Annotated in this window: 15 protein-coding genes; 7 read left to right on the forward strand and 8 right to left on the reverse strand. The window is 73.8% G+C overall.

Translation table 11 applies throughout. From position 1 onward, the window contains the following. Window positions 1–182: 182 nt before the first annotated feature. The 6 genes from PUR71_RS13365 to PUR71_RS13390 all read right to left on the reverse strand — a co-directional run bounded on the left by PUR71_RS13365 (window position 183) and on the right by PUR71_RS13390 (window position 5,625). Complete coding sequence (locus tag PUR71_RS13365; protein ID WP_329927189.1) at window positions 183–554, reverse strand: holo-ACP synthase; 372 nt, start codon at window positions 552–554, stop codon at window positions 183–185. After that, the gene (locus PUR71_RS13370) at window positions 551–1,408 is read right to left on the reverse strand and encodes a hypothetical protein (RefSeq protein WP_329927190.1); all 858 of its coding nucleotides are present in this window, start codon (window positions 1,406–1,408) and stop codon (window positions 551–553) included. Before PUR71_RS13370 ends, PUR71_RS13365 begins: the two co-directional genes overlap by 4 nt. An 8-nt stretch (window positions 1,409–1,416) precedes the next feature. Next, window positions 1,417–2,289 (reverse strand): diiron oxygenase, encoded by an 873-nt coding sequence (locus tag PUR71_RS13375; protein WP_329927191.1) that lies wholly within the window; start codon window positions 2,287–2,289, stop codon window positions 1,417–1,419. Between the two features lie 165 nt (window positions 2,290–2,454). After that, window positions 2,455–3,087 (reverse strand): pyridoxamine 5'-phosphate oxidase family protein, encoded by a 633-nt coding sequence (locus tag PUR71_RS13380; RefSeq protein WP_329927192.1) that lies wholly within the window; start codon window positions 3,085–3,087, stop codon window positions 2,455–2,457. Window positions 3,088–3,480: 393 nt separating this feature from the next. Further along, the gene (locus tag PUR71_RS13385; protein ID WP_329927193.1) at window positions 3,481–4,599 is read right to left on the reverse strand and encodes a nucleotide disphospho-sugar-binding domain-containing protein; all 1,119 of its coding nucleotides are present in this window, start codon (window positions 4,597–4,599) and stop codon (window positions 3,481–3,483) included. A gap of 246 nt (window positions 4,600–4,845) precedes the next feature. Next, window positions 4,846–5,625: an alpha/beta fold hydrolase gene (locus PUR71_RS13390; RefSeq protein WP_329927194.1), complete on the reverse strand. Its 780-nt coding sequence runs from the start codon at window positions 5,623–5,625 to the stop codon at window positions 4,846–4,848. 216 nt (window positions 5,626–5,841) lie between these two features. Here PUR71_RS13390 and PUR71_RS13395 point away from each other — a divergent pair, with 216 nt between their 5' ends. After that, a complete protein-coding gene (locus tag PUR71_RS13395; protein WP_329927195.1) occupies window positions 5,842–6,414 on the forward strand; it encodes a hypothetical protein in 573 nt (190 codons plus the stop codon). A gap of 437 nt (window positions 6,415–6,851) precedes the next feature. On the opposite strand, the gene PUR71_RS13400 is transcribed toward PUR71_RS13395, so the two are convergent. Both PUR71_RS13400 and PUR71_RS13405 read right to left on the reverse strand, forming a co-directional pair. Further along, window positions 6,852–7,484, reverse strand: a complete 633-nt coding sequence (locus PUR71_RS13400) for a response regulator transcription factor (protein WP_329927196.1) — start codon at window positions 7,482–7,484, stop codon at window positions 6,852–6,854. After that, the gene (locus PUR71_RS13405) at window positions 7,481–8,749 is read right to left on the reverse strand and encodes a sensor histidine kinase (protein ID WP_443077436.1); all 1,269 of its coding nucleotides are present in this window, start codon (window positions 8,747–8,749) and stop codon (window positions 7,481–7,483) included. Before PUR71_RS13405 ends, PUR71_RS13400 begins: the two co-directional genes overlap by 4 nt. A 291-nt stretch (window positions 8,750–9,040) precedes the next feature. Between PUR71_RS13405 and PUR71_RS13410 the strand changes: the two genes are divergently transcribed. The 6 genes from PUR71_RS13410 (at window position 9,041) to PUR71_RS13435 (ending at window position 15,006) form a co-directional block, all read left to right on the forward strand. Then, window positions 9,041–9,601 carry a GlcG/HbpS family heme-binding protein gene (locus PUR71_RS13410; RefSeq protein ID WP_329927197.1) on the forward strand — a complete coding sequence of 187 codons (561 nt, stop codon included), beginning with the start codon at window positions 9,041–9,043 and terminating at the stop codon, window positions 9,599–9,601. 182 nt (window positions 9,602–9,783) lie between these two features. After that, window positions 9,784–10,200, forward strand: a complete 417-nt coding sequence (locus PUR71_RS13415) for a YunG family protein (RefSeq protein WP_329927198.1) — start codon at window positions 9,784–9,786, stop codon at window positions 10,198–10,200. Between the two features lie 136 nt (window positions 10,201–10,336). Beyond that, window positions 10,337–11,218, forward strand: coding sequence for an NAD(P)-dependent oxidoreductase (locus PUR71_RS13420; protein WP_329927199.1), 882 nt, complete (start codon window positions 10,337–10,339; stop codon window positions 11,216–11,218). A 304-nt stretch (window positions 11,219–11,522) separates the two neighbouring features. Then, the gene (locus tag PUR71_RS13425; protein ID WP_329927200.1) at window positions 11,523–12,101 is read left to right on the forward strand and encodes a flavodoxin family protein; all 579 of its coding nucleotides are present in this window, start codon (window positions 11,523–11,525) and stop codon (window positions 12,099–12,101) included. 315 nt (window positions 12,102–12,416) lie between these two features. Further along, window positions 12,417–13,574, forward strand: coding sequence for an LPXTG cell wall anchor domain-containing protein (locus PUR71_RS13430; RefSeq protein ID WP_329927201.1), 1,158 nt, complete (start codon window positions 12,417–12,419; stop codon window positions 13,572–13,574). A gap of 187 nt (window positions 13,575–13,761) precedes the next feature. Continuing rightward, on the forward strand, window positions 13,762–15,006 hold the full coding sequence (locus PUR71_RS13435; protein ID WP_443077437.1) for a hypothetical protein: 1,245 nt from the start codon (window positions 13,762–13,764) through the stop codon (window positions 15,004–15,006). The last annotated feature ends 19 nt before the right edge of the window (window positions 15,007–15,025 follow it).

Raw genomic sequence — 15,025 nt, forward strand, 5'->3', positions numbered from 1 at the left:
CGATCGTGTAGACGAGCTCGACGAAGGCGAGCGAGTCGACGAGGCGGCTCTCGATGATGTTGACGTCGGGGGCGAGTTCGGTGCGGCCGGGGTGACGGCCGAGGATCCAGTCGCGGACCTTGTCGATGCCGGTGGCGCTCACGGCGCTTCCCTTCGAACGGTGCGGTCGGTGGTGGGGCCGCTCAGGAGGCGGTGGTGGCCGCGACGGCGATGGCGAACCCGCCGTCGTGGCTGATGCTGATGTCGATCGGGCCGAGCCCGGCGTCCGCGGCGAGTTCGGCGGCCGAGCCGCCCAGCCGCACCTCGGGACGGCCACCGGGGCCGCGCAGGATCTCGATGCCCTGCCAGGGCACGGGCCGGCCGGCGGTGCCGAACAGTTTGAAGACGGCCTCCTTGGCGGCCAGCCGTCCGGCGATCCCGGACGGGTCGGGCACGCCGTCCGGGGTCCGCGAGGCGGTCAGCTCGTCGGTGGAGAGGAATCGCCGCAGCACCGGCAGGAGTTCGTGGATCCGCGTGAGCGGCACGAGGTCGACGCCTATGCGCGGTCGGCTCACGACGGACCGGCGGCGCCGGCGCCGGCCGTGGCGGCGTCGCGGACGGCTTCGGTGGCGTGGTCGAGGTCGCCGTCGAAGCGGTCGGTGAGGACGGCGATCCAGCGTTCGAGGCCGAAGGCGGTGCAGGAGGTGTAGGCGTGTTCGCCGGTGGTGAGGGTGATGCCGCAGCGTTCGCCGAAGAAGTTGCGGTGGGTGTTGACGGAGGCGATGGCGAGGTCGCCGTAGTGGAACTCGTGTTTGACGGGGTTGAGTTTCTGCAGGAGGGCGCGGGCGCCGTCGTTCTGGAAGAACGGGTCGCCGGCGGGGGCCTTGCCGAGGTCGAGGCCGAGGTGGGCGGCGAAGGCGAGGATGCGTTCTGTGAAGTGGTGCAGGACTGCCTGGGTGTGTTCGTGGGTGCCGATGGCGACGATCTCGCGCATCTGGAAGGAGGCGAGGCGGCGTAGTCCGTCGTAGTGGTCCTCGTTGCGGAAGCAGCGGTTGACGAGGGTGACGAGGGCGTCGTCGGGGACGGTGGTGCCTTCGTAGTAGAGGTAGGCGCCGTAGCAGGTGGCGTGGGGCAGGCCGTAGCGGGCGTCGGCGAGGGCGTCGGGGGTGAAGCGTCCGTCGTGGGGTTTGTGGGGGGCGCCGGTGAGGTCGAGGGGGGCGGCGGTCCAGGCGAGGTGGGGGAAGTTGGTGTAGACGTCGAATTTTTCGAGGTCGGTGACCGGGTAGAGCGGTGGTGGGGTGAGGGGCTGGGCACCGGCGTGGTGGGCCCAGGTGGTGAAGGTGTGGTCGAGTTCGTGGAGGAGGCGGGTGGCGGGTGGTCCGAGGATGGCCAGGGCGGGTTGTCCGTCGTGGCCAGTGAGGCGGTTCATCGGATGTGTCATCGGATGAGTCCCGTCTTTTCCAGGTATTTGAGGGTTTTGCGGAAGGTGCGTCGTTCGGCTTCGGCGCGGGCGGGGGATTGGAGGAGGCGGCGGCGGATGTCGTGGGGGTGGTCGAGGCCGGCGTCGCGGTAGACCTGGGGGTGGTAGAGGGATTCGAAGCTGTGGGTGAGGTAGCGGCGCAGATAGGTGGAGATGTCGGTGAGTTCCTGGTCGGTGGCGGTCTGCCGGAGGTCTTGGTAGAGGAGGTCGACGAGTTCGCGGCCGAAGGCGATGTGGCGGGATTCGTCCTGGTGGTGGATGCGGTTGATGGCGCGGATGGTGTCGTGGAGGCGTTCGTCGGCGGCCATCGTGGAGTTGTAGTGGTCGACGAGTTCCTCGAAGATCAGGATGCGGGTGAAGACGAGGAGGCTTTCGGTCTTGGGTCCGTGGGTGGGGGTTTCGGTGGTGGTGGGGGGCTGACGGTAGATCTTCTTGCCGTAGCGCAGGCAGAACTCGGCGAAGAACCACATGTGTTCGTTCTCTTCGCCGATGAAGTGGTGGAAGAACTCGGAGGGTGTCTCGAATCCGGCGGTGTGGATGCGGTTGACGACCTCGGTGAGGAGTTCGCGGATGCCGTGGACGTTGAGGCTGTAGAAGTTGATGCTCTCGTGTTTGGAGAGCGTGTGGAGTTGTTCGGGGGTGAGGTGTTCGGCGATGTCGGTGCCGTGGGTGGTGGTGAGTTCGGGGCTCATCCACCAGGTGTTCTCGGGGAGGTGGTCCGGCCATTCGAAGAGCCGGTAGGGGTTGTAGTAGTCGTCGATCGATTTGTCGGTGAGGCGGTTCATGATTTCCTGGAACCGGCTGTTCCGGTCGATCACATCGCTGACCATGGGCGATGTCTCCGTTCACCTCGGCGCTCTTGGGTGGTTCGAGGCTATGGATTGGTGCAGACCTTCCTCAACGCCCGGAACCGGCTGCCGAATTAGGCCAGCGGACAGCGGGGTGCGGCACCGGGACACTGGGCACAGGGGGACACCCCGGCGAGGCACCCGGTCCTATTGCGGCTTGACCGCCGCGAGTTCGGCGCGCAGGGCGGCGTTCTCCTGCTCCACCAGCGCGAGGCGCTCGCGGATCGGCACCAGGGCGTCGGAGACCTCGCGCTCGCTGAAGCGGGGCGTGATGTGGTTCGGGCAGTTCCAGGCGAACGCCTCGACCCGGATGGTGACGACGTGTTCGACCGCGCCCTCGGTGCGCGGCTCGCTCAGGCGCTCGACGAGCCCGGGGTCGTCGCCGACCGGGACGGCGGTGGCGCGGCCGAACAGTTTGAGGCGCGCCCGGCGGGCGTGGTCGATGAAGAAGAGCGCGACCCGGTCGTCGCCCCGCAGGTTGCCGGTGGTGATGTACTGCCGGTTGCCCCGGACGCTGAGGTAGCCGAGGGTGTGCTCGTCCAGGACGTGGACGAACCCGGTCGGGCCGCCTCGGAACTGGATGTACGGCCAGCCGGTCTGGCCCACGCTGGCGAACAGGAAGCCGTCGAGGCCGCGGATGAACGAGGCCTCGGAGCCGGTGAGCGGCTGGGCCTCCTCGGCCTGGCGCCGCAGCCGGCGGTCGGCGGCGGTGGCGCTGCCCATCTCCTCCTGGACCTGGCGCACCGCCTCGGTGTACGCGAGCTGGTCGAACCGGCTCATGCGACGCTCCTCTGGTGGGTCGGCACGGGGAACGGCCTCGTGGTTCGACCACCGTACGGACCTCGCCTGGTCGGCCCCCTACAGCCCGGCCAGAGGAGCGGGAGTCCCGGTCCGTCCGGCCGCTGCCGACCGAACCGGCCCCCACCTGCGCTTCCGGCGGGCGTCGCCGACCGGACGGTCGCGACCGGCAGAACCGGCAACACTGCCGGAGCAGTTGTCCGCAGGGCACGGCGCACCGGCCGGGGCGGCGTCCGGGGGCGACCGACGACGCGTGCCCGCGCCGCGACGCGCGGCAGCCGCAGGCCGGGTGGCCTGCGGCTGCCGGAGTGCCTCAGTGGGCGGCTGCCGGCTGCCGGAGTGCCTCAGTGGGCGGCTGCCGGGTGCCGGGGTGCCTCAGCGGGCGGCGGTCAGGGCCTCCAGGGTGGGGACCATGGCGGCGGGGGTGGGGAGGGCGTCGTTCTCGGCCCGGACGCGGGCGGCGGCCGCGCGCAGGTCGGCGTCGGTCAGGAGGCGGTTCAGGATGTCGGTGTCGACGGTCTCCGAGGTGGACCGCAGGGCGATGCCGGCGGCGACGAGGGCGTCGGCGACCAGGAAGTTGTCGGCGCCCTGGGGGAGCAGCAGCTGCGGGACACCGGCCGAGAGGGTGGTGCCCGTGGTGCCCGCACCGCCGTGCTGGATCACGCCGTCGCAGTGGCGGACCAGGTCGGCGAGCGGCACCCAGGGCAGGGCGCGGACGTTGTCGGGCAGGGTGCCGAGCGGGGTGATGTCGGCTCCGTCGACGGCGAGCAGGAAGTCGGCGTCGACGGAGGAGGAGGCCTCGATCAGGCGGGCGATGCCGCTCACGCCGTCCATCTGGGTGACGACGGTGCCCAGGGTGATCAGCACTCGCGGGCGTTCGGCCGGGCCGAGGAAGTCGCCCGGGACGAGGCCGCCGCCGTTGTACGGCACGTAGCGCATCCGCAGGCCGTCCGGGTCGCCGCCGAGCGGGCCGATGCTGAGCGAGGTGGGCGTGGCGGGACCGGCCACGCCGTGCTTCTCGTAGAGGTCGGTGAAGTTGGCGGCGAGGCGCTCGACCATGTCGCGGCCGGTCGGGATGCCGTAGTTGTGCAGGACCGACGGGAGCCCGAGCTTGGCCGCCACCAGCGGGGCCGCGGCCTGGAAGGCGGCGTGCACGAGCAGGTCGGCGCCCCAGCCGGTGGCGACGTCGAGCAGGCCGTCGACGGTGGGGCGTGCGGCGAAGGCGAAGGCGCGGGCGGCCATGTCCAGGATCCCGTCCTGGTCGAGGCCGTGTCCGCTGTAGCTGAGCCGGCCGTCGTTGGCCTCGGAGAACAGGTCGCGCATGTCGCGTCCGTCGCCGATCTCGGCGAGCGGGAAGCCGGCGCTGCGGATCTGGTCCAGGGGCCGGGAGACGGCGAACAGGATGTCGTGCCCGGCGGCGCGCAGGGCCTGGGCGGTGGGCACCATCGGGAAGAGGTGGCCGGCCGCGGCCGGGCCGGTGAGGAGTATGCGCATCATCGTCTCCTTGCATGACGTGTCGCGCTCTCGTGCGGAGCGGCGACGGACTAGGCCATCTCCTCTCGCGAGCTGATGTCGAGTCAATTCGGATTTCGACGCCGTGTGCGGGAATCGGACGTTCTGCCGCGGCTCTTGCCAGGCGGGTCGAGGTGTGCTCTCCGGGGCGGGTGGCGTGCGCACAGGGCACGGGCGCTGTGCTCGGGCCGGGCGGTCCGGTCGTGCGCGCCGACGAGGGCGCGCCGCTCAGGCGCCGAGGAAGTCGCGGACGGTCTTGGTGTACGCCTCGGTCTCCTCGGCCAGGACGACGTGCCCGGTGTCGAACTCGGCGTAGGCGCTGCCGGGGAGGGCGGCGTGCAGCCGGCGGGTGTTCTCCACCGGCACGGTCGCGTCCCGGGTGCAGCCGATCACCAGGGTCGGCGCCTGGACCCGGGGCAGCAGCGGGCCGAGGTCCAGCGCGAGGTCGAGGGCGATGTGCCGCAGCGTGCCCGAAGTCGGCTGCATGTAGGCGGTGTTGGCCTCGACGGCGGCGCGCCCGATCCGGTTGAGGAAGTCGCGGCTGAAGGCGGTGAGGGTGGCGTACCGGCCGAAGGCGACGGGGTCGCCGGCGAGCGACAGCCACGTCGCGAAGGACAGGCGCAGGTACTCGTCCTGTTCGCTGCTGATCCACCCGGCGGTGGCGACGAGCCGGCGGACCTGGTCCGGGCGCAGTGCGGCGGCCGCGGTGGCGACGACGGCGCCGAGCGAGAAGCCGACGACGTCGGCGGGGCCGCGGCCGGCGTCGTCGATGACGGCGTTGACCTGGGCGGCGAGGGTCACGAGGGCCAGCGGGCCGCCGTCGTCCTCGGCGCTCTCGCTGCCGGAGAGGTCGGGCAGGAGGACGGTGTACCGGTCGGTGAACGAGTCCAGCAGGCCGTCCCACATGCCCGAGCCGGGGCCGGTCCCGTGCACCAGGACGAGGGTGTCGGGGCCGTCGCCGACGACGCGGTACGGGATGCGGGCGGTGCCGACGGTGATGGTGGGCATGGCGGGGTCCTTCCGCTGAAGAGGGGTGCTTCCTGTCGGCGCTTCTCGCCGACAGGAAGGAAACTACACGGTGCAGATCATTGATTCAACTGCACCGTGCAGTGCATTTCGGTCGGTGCGACGCGCCGGACCCGGAACCGATCGCCTGAGCGCGCCGTCGAAGGGGTGACGGAATCCCTGCCCGGGTTGAACGCCGGGAGGAGTACGGAGAGCCCAGTGCTGCCAGGTGGTGCCGACCTGAACCTCGGATGCCCGGTGGGTCGCCCCTGCCACGGACCGCAGGAGCCGGCCGCCTGGCCGGCGGGAGGGGCGACGGTCGATCAACTCGTCGCCTCCGCACGGTGCGAGACGCTGCTCCAGGACACGCTCGACGCGATCCGGCCGATGCCCGTCTGGCAGAGTGCGTCGCCCCGGTCCGGCGTGCGGCTGCCGCGGCCGGGGACGGGCGACGCCCTGCAGTGGTACGTCACCCGGGGGCGGGACGTCCTCACCGTCGTGTCGGAGGCGCGGCGCACGGCGCTGGCCGGCGCGGTCGAGGGCCACTGGCGGCGGCGCGGCTGGACGATCACCGCGCTGGGTGTCGGCCGGGAGCTGCCGCGGGTGGCCGCGACGACCCGGGACGGCTACCAATTGGTACTGGAGTTCGGCGACTTGGGCGAGGCCGGACTGATCGCGAGCTCACCGGGGGCGGATCGCCCGGAGCACCCGTCACGCCCGTGGGCCGCGGGTGGATGCGGCCGCGCGCCGCTGCCGTACGTCCGCTGCTCCCACTGGAGCGCGATGGCGTGACGCGAGGTCACGCGTGGAGAGGGGCATCGACGAGCAGGGGTGGCGCGGAGCGAGCCCCCCCGGACACGCTCCGCGCCACCCTCGCCGCGCGGCTTCGGCACTGCCGCTCCCCCCGACCCCCCGGCCGCTCACCGGCCCCCCTCGGCGGTGCCCTCCGGCGAGGGCGGTCCGCACGGACCCCGGCGAGCCCCTTCCCCCAGGGACGTCGTCGGACCCACGCTAACAAACCGCGTGGTTGGTTTGTCAATAGCGGGTTCCACGAAACGTCCACAATCGTGACAGGCCCGTGGACGCCGCGCCACCAGGTATTTGTGGGCGCATCAGGGCGCGCGACGGCCTGTCGGGGGCGCGCTCGAGGTGCGACGGAGCGGCGCGCGCCGGTCTGGAATCCGACATTCCGAGCACTTCGCCGGTACGGAGCGGTACGGGACCGGCGCTCAGCGCAGCAGCCTGCGCTCCTTGGCCACGGCCACCGCGCCGGCCCGGGTGTCGACGCCGAGCTTGTCGTAGATGCGGCCCAGGTGGGTCTTCACGGTGGCCTCGCTGATGAACAGCGCGCGGGCGATCTCCCGGTTGCCGAGCCCCTGCGCCAGCTGCTCCAGGATGTCCTGCTCGCGCTCGGTCAGCTGCGGCGCGGGCGCCCGCATCTGCGCCATCACCCGCGTCGCCACCGGCGGCGACAGCACCGTCCGGCCCTGCGCGGCGGCGTGCACGGCGGCGAACAGCTCCTCCGGCCGTTCGGCCTTCAGCAGGTAGCCGGTGGCGCCGGCGGCGATCGCGCGGCTGATGTCGGCGTCCGTGTCGTACGTCGTCAGTACCAGCACGTGCGGACCGCCGGGGGCGGCGGTGATCCGCCGGGTGGCCTCCACGCCGTCGATGCCGTCCCCGAGCTGGAGGTCCATCAGCACGACCTGCGGCGTCAGCCGGGCGGCCAGCGCGACCGCCTCCTCCCCGGTGCTCGCCTCGCCGACCACCTCGAAGTCGCCCGCGCTCGCGAGCAGCGCCAGCAGGCCGGCCCGGACCACCGCGTGGTCGTCGCAGACCAGCAGGCGGACGGGGGGCGTGGTCATGGCTGCTCCAAGGGGATCGACGCGGAGACGACGGTGCCCTCGCCGGGGGCGCTCTCGACGGTCAGCGTGCCACCGAGCTGCCGCAGCCGCGCGCGCATCGCCGGCAGTCCGTAGCCGCGGCCGGCGGTGTGCACGTGCGCACCGCCGTCGAAGCCCCGCCCGTCGTCGGCGACGTCCAGCACGGCCTGGTCGCCGAGGAAGGACAGCGTGATCGCCGCCGCCGAGGCCCCGGCGTGCTCGCGGACGTTGGCCAGCGCGCCCTGGGCGATCCGCAGCAGTGCGGACTGGGCGGCGGCCGGCAGCGGGACGGGCGCGCCGTCCAGGTGGAAGCGGACCGGCAGGCCGCTCTCGGCGGACTCGCGCGCGGCCAGGGCGCGTAGCGCCTCGTCCAGCGGGCGGCCGTCGGCGAGTTCGGCGGGCGCGAGGTCGTGGACGAAGCGGCGGGCCTCGGCGAGGTTGCGGGCGGCGACGTCGGCGGCGGTGCGCACGTGCGCGCGGGCGGTCGCCGGGTCGGCGTCCCAGGTGCGGTCGGCGGCCTGGAGCAGCATCTGCTGGCTGGACAGCCCCTGGGCGAGGGTGTCGTGGATCTCCATCGCCAGCCGCTCGCGCTCCGCCAGCGTGCCCTCCCGCCGTTCGGTGGCGGCGAGTTCGCGCCGGGTGCGGACCAGGTCGGCGATCAGCGCGCGCTGCCGGGCGGACTGTCGCGCCATGAAGAGGAAGACACCGGTCGCGAGCGCCGCCACGGCGGGCGGCAGCAGGACGAGCGTCGCGTCGGCGCCGCCGGGCAGCCGGATCTCGGCGATCACCACCAGCAGGGTCAGCGCCGCCACCAACGGGATCGCCGCCCGTGCGGGAAGCGCGCGCAGGGCGGTGTAGACCAGCGGGACGGCGCACCACGCGAAGCTCGGCGCGAGCAGCACCAGCACCACCCAGAGGGCGACCACGGCCGCGAACGGCCAGAGCCGGCGCCGGCCCGGTGCGGGCGGACGGCGGTGCGCCAGCCAGGAGCCGGCCGGCTGGGCGGTGGCCAGGGCGGCGCTCAGGCCCACGACCCACGGGATCCGCGGGCTGCCGGCGTGGTGGGTGAGGTAGCGGCTGAGCGAGGCGACGAGCAGCAGGAGGAAGGCGGAATCGAGCAGCAGCGCGAGCCGGCCCGCGTCCGGGTCGCCGGTGGAGCTCCCGGGCGCGTCCGCACCCGCGAGCGCTTGGGCGCCCGCGGTGCCCTCGGCGGCGACGGCGTCGTCTGCGGCGCGCGGGTGCGGCACGGGCGGCTCCTGGTCGGGTGATCGCGGATGGCGCGCTGACCTGCGCCGATCCCTCGATGGTGGCCCGTCCGGCCCGGTCCCGCATCAGCCGATCGGTTGACCCCGGTGTCCGCCGACCCGCCCGCGCACCCGCGCCGGACCGCCGATGTGGCGGGCCCCGCTCCGGCCGGAGGATCGAAGCACGGCCGCCGGACGGGTCCCCCCGCCGCCCGGTGGCCCACGGGCCCGCGGCCCCGACGAACCCGCGGAACCCGACTTCCGATCCCGCAGTCCCCGAGGAGCTGGACCCCGATGAAGAAGATCTCCGTGCGCACCCGAGTCCTGACCGGCACGCTCGCCGCCGCCGCGCTCGCCGCCACCGTCGGCGCCGTCTCGGCCAGCGCCGACACGAGCGGGACGCCCGCCGCCGCGCCGGCCGCGGTCAAGGTCGACGCCCAGAACAAGGACCTGGCCCAGAGCACCGGGCTGAGCATCGACGCCGCCACCCGCGCCGCCCAGGCCGCCCTGGACGCGGCGACCAGGGCCGGCCAGCACGTCTCGGTCGCGGTCGTCGACCGGGACGGCGTCACCCGGGTCCTGCTCAAGGGCGACGGGGCCGGCCCGCAGTCGCCGGAGTCGGCCGTGCGCAAGGCCTTCACCGCGGTCTCCTGGAACGCGCCGACCTCGGAGCTGGCCAAGCGGCTGGCGCAGGCCCCGAACCTCAAGGACATCCCGGGCACGCTGTTCCTGGCCGGCGGCGCCCCGGTGCAGGCCAAGGGCGCCCCGGTCGCGGCGATCGGGGTCGCGGGCGCGCCCGGCGGCGACCTGGACGAGCAGTTCGCGCAGGCGGGGGTCGCCGCGCTCGCGAAGTGACGCGGCCCCGGGGCCCGCGGACGGGGAGCACCCCGGCGCACCGCCCGTCCGCCCCGCTCACCGGGCGGGCGGGTTTCCGTTTCCCCTCGATCGGGTGAAGATCGGGAGGGTCCTTGCAGTACAGGGCGCGGACCGGTCAAAAGCCGGTGCCACTGTCGGTGGCGCGTGGCAGGCTTCCCGGTATGACGGCGTGGACCCTCAACGACATCGAACGTGCGATCCGCTCCTCCTGGGGTGTCGACACCTGTGCGCCCGAGGACCTGGCCCACTGGCGTCCCGACAATCCCGCCCGCGGTCAGTGCGGCGTCACCGCGATGGTGCTGCACGACCTGATCGGCGGCGAGCTGATGATGGGCGAGGTGTACGCCGGCGGGGTCCGGACGGACCTCCACTGGTGGAACCGCTTCGCCCCCGGCGTCGAGATCGACCTCACCCGCGAGCAGTTCGGGCCGGACGAACTGGTCGGCCCCGGCCGCCCGGTCTCCCGCCCGGCCCGCCACGGTCGGCTCCAGGCCCAGTACGAGCTGCTGCGCCACCGGGTGCTCACCCAACTGGAGCGCGGCCGGGCGGTGCGGCTGCCGGAGCGTGCCTGCGCCTGAGCCCGGGCCCGGGCCGCCAGGGCCCCCGTCCGGGGCCGGGCGCCGCTCCACCGGAGCCCGGCTGACGTACAGTCGGCCGCGGGTGCGGCGGCGCGTGCGCGCGGCCGCGGCGACGGCGACGGCGAGGGAGTGCGCGATGACCGGGACGGTCGGCTTCGTGGGGCTGGGTGCGATGGGCCGGGGCATGGCGGGCAGCCTGCTGCAGGCCGGGCACGCCGTCCGGGTCTGGAACCGTTCCCCCGAACCGGTGGCCGCCCTGGTCGCCGAGGGCGCGGAGGCGGCCGAGACGCTCGCCGAGGTCTTCGAAGCCGAGACGGTGGTCTCGATGCTCGCCAACGACGAGGCGGTCGAACGGCTGCTGCTCGACCCCGCCCTGCTGACGGGCGCGTCGGCGACGCTGCACGTCAACATGGCGACGGTCTCGCTCGCGCTCGCCGAGCGCGCCGAGGCCGCGCACGCCCGGCACGGCATCGGCTACGTCGCCGCGCCCGTCCTCGGCCGGCCCCCGGTCGCCGCCGCCGGGCAGCTGAACATCCTCGCCGCGGGCGATCCCGCGCTGCTGGCGCGCGCCGAGCCGCTGTTCGCCGCGATGGGGCAGCGGACCTGGCACTTCGGGGACCGTCCGGGCCAGGCCAACACCACCAAGATCAGCGTCAACTTCCTGCTGGCCTGCGCGATCGAGTCGATGGCCGAGGCGTGCGCCCTCGCCGAGGCGCACGGCGTCCGGCCGGCCGACCTCGTCGAGCTGATCAACGGCACGCTCTTCCCCGGGCCGGTCTACGGCGGGTACGGCGCGATGGTGGCCGAGCGGCGCTACGAACCGGCCGGGTTCCGGCTGCCGCTGGGCCTCAAGGACGTCGGCCTCGCGCTCGACGCCGGGGCCGCCGCGACCGTCCCCCTCCCGTTCGGCAGCGTCCTGCGGGACGCCTTCCTCGACGCGCTCGCACACGGGGACGGCGACAAGGACTGGGCCGCCGTCGCGGCCGTCGCCCGCCGCCGCGCCGGCCTGCCCGACTGAGGCCCCGTCGAGTCCGACGGCATGGGCTACTGGACGGCCCGCCTGGGCGCCGACGGACCGGTGGTGGGCGTCAGGACGGGGTGCCACCGCGGGCCGAGGTCGGCGAGGCCGATCCGCTCGACGACCGCGCGGGAGGAGGTGGCCGGCTCTGGGCCGACCGGCCCGTGCCGCCGACGGAACCGGACCGCACGCCCCCGGAATAACCGGCCCCGCCCGCGCGCTGGCGCCTGCGACCGCAGCACTTCCGCACCACTTTGCACGGACCGCGCCGACCGGGCGGTACCGGGCCGACGGGGGGCCACCCATGGACGACCAGCACGCGGGCGCCGAGGCGCCGCGCAAGTTCCTCTTCCTCCTCGCCAGTTCCCGCGCCGACGGGAACTCCGAGCAGCTCGCCCGCCTGGCCGCCGCGGCGAGCCTGCCGCCCGGCGCCGAACAGCGCTGGCTGCGCCTGGGCGACCACCCGCTCCCGCCGTTCGAGGACCTCCGGCACGCCGGGGACGGCTCCTTCCCCGACCCGCAGGGGCACGAACGGACCCTGCTGGACGCCACGGTGGAGGCCACCGACCTGGTCTTCGTCGCGCCGCTGTACTGGTACTCGCTGCCCACCAGCGCGAAGCTCTACCTCGACCACTGGTCGGCCTGGCTCCGGCTGCCGGACCGGGCGTTTCGCGCGAGCCTGGCGGGCGGCACCATCTGGGCGGTCACCGCCCTGGCCACCGAGGACGACAACGCCGACCCGCTGATCGGCGCGCTGCGGCTGACGGCCGACTACATGGGCATGCGCTGGGGCGGCGCGCTGCTCGGCAACGGCACCCGGCCGGGGGACGTGCTGCGCGACGAGCGGGCGCTGGTCGCCGCGAAGTCCTTCTTCTCGCAGTGAGCTCCCGCCGGGCCCGAGCGTCCGACCGATGGATTCCCGCCACCCAGGGCCGTGCGGTACGGCCCTCCGGGCGTGTACCCGTCACGGCGGGTGTGCTTTTGGTAAAAGACAAAAGCCTTGTCCGGTGACGGAGTTGGGCGATCCGGACAAGCCCCGTGTGCCGAACGGGACGCAGCGTGACACCTGCCTTCCGAAGTGGCCGGATCGTTCGGTAGTCTCCGTCGGACTTTCAAGCTTCGCGGGGGGATCGCGGCGCGCTCAGCCGCGCCCCGCCGCGCCCCCGGGCCGTGCCCGGACTCTCCCGTGAGGTCTCCCTTGTCGATACGTCGCACTCTTGCCCTCGCCGGCGCCGCCGCGCTCGCGTCCTCGATGGTGCTGGCCGGCGCCCAGGGCGCCATGGCCGTTGGTGCCGGCGCCGCCCCGTCCGCCACCGCGTCGGCCGAGAAGTCGGCGGCGGAGCTCCTCGGCCTCTCCCTCCAGGGCGTGCCGGACACCTTCATCGCCGGCGGCGACGCCCGCGAGTTCAGCTACCGGATCGACAACACGTCCAAGCACGACGACGTCTTGTACCCGTTCCTGAAGTTCAAGAACAAGGCCGGCTCGCTCAAGGCGAAGGACTTCAAGGTCGAGTACCAGCTGCCCGGCGAGGGCTGGCAGACCGGCGCGGTCGCGCCCGGCGGCGGCGACGGAGACGACTCCGCCGCCCTGATCCTGCTCGGCCGGGTGGACGGCGACGGGAACCCCTCCGACGACGCCCTGCTGGTCGTGAACCGCGGCAAGAACCTGACGATCAAGGTCCGGGTCTCCTTCACCGGGGACGCCCCGCTCGGCAAGGCCGGCGTCGTCCCGGTGGTGTTCGCCGCCGCACTCGACGACGACAGCCACCTGCCGGGCGACAACGGCGGGTTCAGCTGCGAGGGCATCCGCGGCGCCGGCTTCACCATCAAGAAGGCGGGCCCGACCCCCACCGGCAAGCCGACCCCGACGACCACCACGTCGCCGACTGCCACCCACACGCCGACCCACACGCCCACCCCGACCGGCTCGCCCACCACCAGCCACACGCCGACGGCCACCGCCACGCCGAGCACCACGGCCACCGCGACGCCGACCGGCACGCCCAGCACGCAGCCGACCACCCCGGCCCCGAGCACCACGGCCACCGGTTCGCCGTCCGCGTCGCCCTCCGCCTCCGGCACGACCGCCGCCCCGGCCCCGTCCGGCGGCGGCAGCACCGAGGCCCCGGAGCCGATCGACTTCCCGGTCAGCGTCCCGAAGGTCACCCCGCCGAAGATCGTCCCGGCCGCCGTCACCAAGGCCAAGGCCGCCGCCGACAACGCGGACAAGGCCCTCGCCACCACCGGTGGCGGTGACGACACCACCGCCATCGCCGCCGCCGGCGGCGCCGTCCTGGTGGCCGGCATCGGCACCCTCGTGGTGCTGCGCCGCCGCAAGTCGGCCCAGCAGGGCTGATCGCGCAGCCGCTGTCCGGCGCCGGATCCGGCACCGGACAGCGGCTGACCTCGGCGGATCACCGCCTGAGTACCGCCGCGCCGCCCGGCCCGTCCGTCCGCCGGACACCCGGGCGGCGCGGAAGGTACTCCTCCGTCACATAGGATGTCCGGCCGGAGGGGGGCGGAACCGGCGGGGAGAGGGACAGGTGCGGGGAGCACGCACGGCACGGACCACCACCGACTACGAGGCCGACACGGGGCGCATCGCGGGTCTGCTGGTGCGCAGACACCACGTCCTGCTGGTCGCCTGGACGGTGCTCTGGTTCTTTCTGGTCGAGCCCAAGGGCGGCTTCTCCTGGCACTACCTGCGCCAGGGTGAACAACTGCTCTTCAGCGGTCAGCCCGACGGCGGGCTGTCGCTCTACGCCCACCATCCCGAGCTGCAGATCGGCCCGGTCAGCCTGGCCGCGGCCCGGCTCACGGCCCCGTTCTCGCCGTACACGGGCCAGGTGATCGCCGAGGCGGTGAGCTCCGCGCTCGGCCTGGTGATGCTGGTCCTGGTGGGCCGCACCGCCGCCCTGTACTACCTGGGCACCGGCACCAACCACCGCCGGCTCCAGCAGCGCGTCCTGATCGCCGGGCTGGCGTTCATCCCGATGTGGGTCGAGGTGTCGGTCCGCTTCGCGCACCTCGACGACGTGCTGGCGTTGTTCTTCACCGCCCTCGCCGCGCACGCGCTCGCCCGCGGCAAGCCCGTCCAGGTCGCGGCCTTCCTGGCGCTCGCGGTCGACTCCAAGCCGTGGGCGATCGCCTTCGCCCCGCTGATCCTCGCCCTGCCCAGGCCCGCCTGGCTGCGCACCGCGCTGTGGTTCTGCGCGCTGGTCGCGGTCGCCTGGCTGCCGTTCTACCTCGGCAACCTGGACACCATGGCGGCCGCCAAGTTCACCATCCCCAACCAGCCGGCCTCCTCGCTGCGCTGGTTCGGCGTGACCGACCCGACCACCCCGTGGTGGGACCGCCCCACCCAGTTCGCGCTCGGCCTCGGTCTCGGCGGCATCGCGGTCTGGCGCGGCCGCTGGCCGGCCGTCGTGCTGCTCGGCGCCAACGCCCGCGTCCTGCTCGACCCCAGCGTGTACACGTACTACACGGCCTCGATCCTGCTCGGCACCCTCCTGTGGGACGCGGTCGGGCAGAAGCGCCTGGTGCCGTGGTGGAGCTGGATCGCGCTGGCCTCGCTGTACGGCGGCACGCTGTTGCTGCCGTCCGACTCGGCGCGCGGGTTCGTCCGGCTCGCCTTCGTCGTGGTCTCGACGGCGTACGTGCTGCTCTGGCCCACCCAGCAGACGCGCCGCCCGCGCACCCCGGCGGACGAGCAGGGCCACGGCCACGGCTCCGGACGCGCCCGGCTCGGCCGGCGGCGCGAGCGGGTCCTGGTCGGCGCCGGGCGCTGACGGCCGGCCGGGCACCCGC

The sequence above is a fragment of the Streptomyces sp. SP17BM10 genome (genome assembly GCF_036322405.1).
In the GTDB taxonomy this organism is placed as follows: Bacteria; Actinomycetota; Actinomycetes; order Streptomycetales; family Streptomycetaceae; genus Kitasatospora.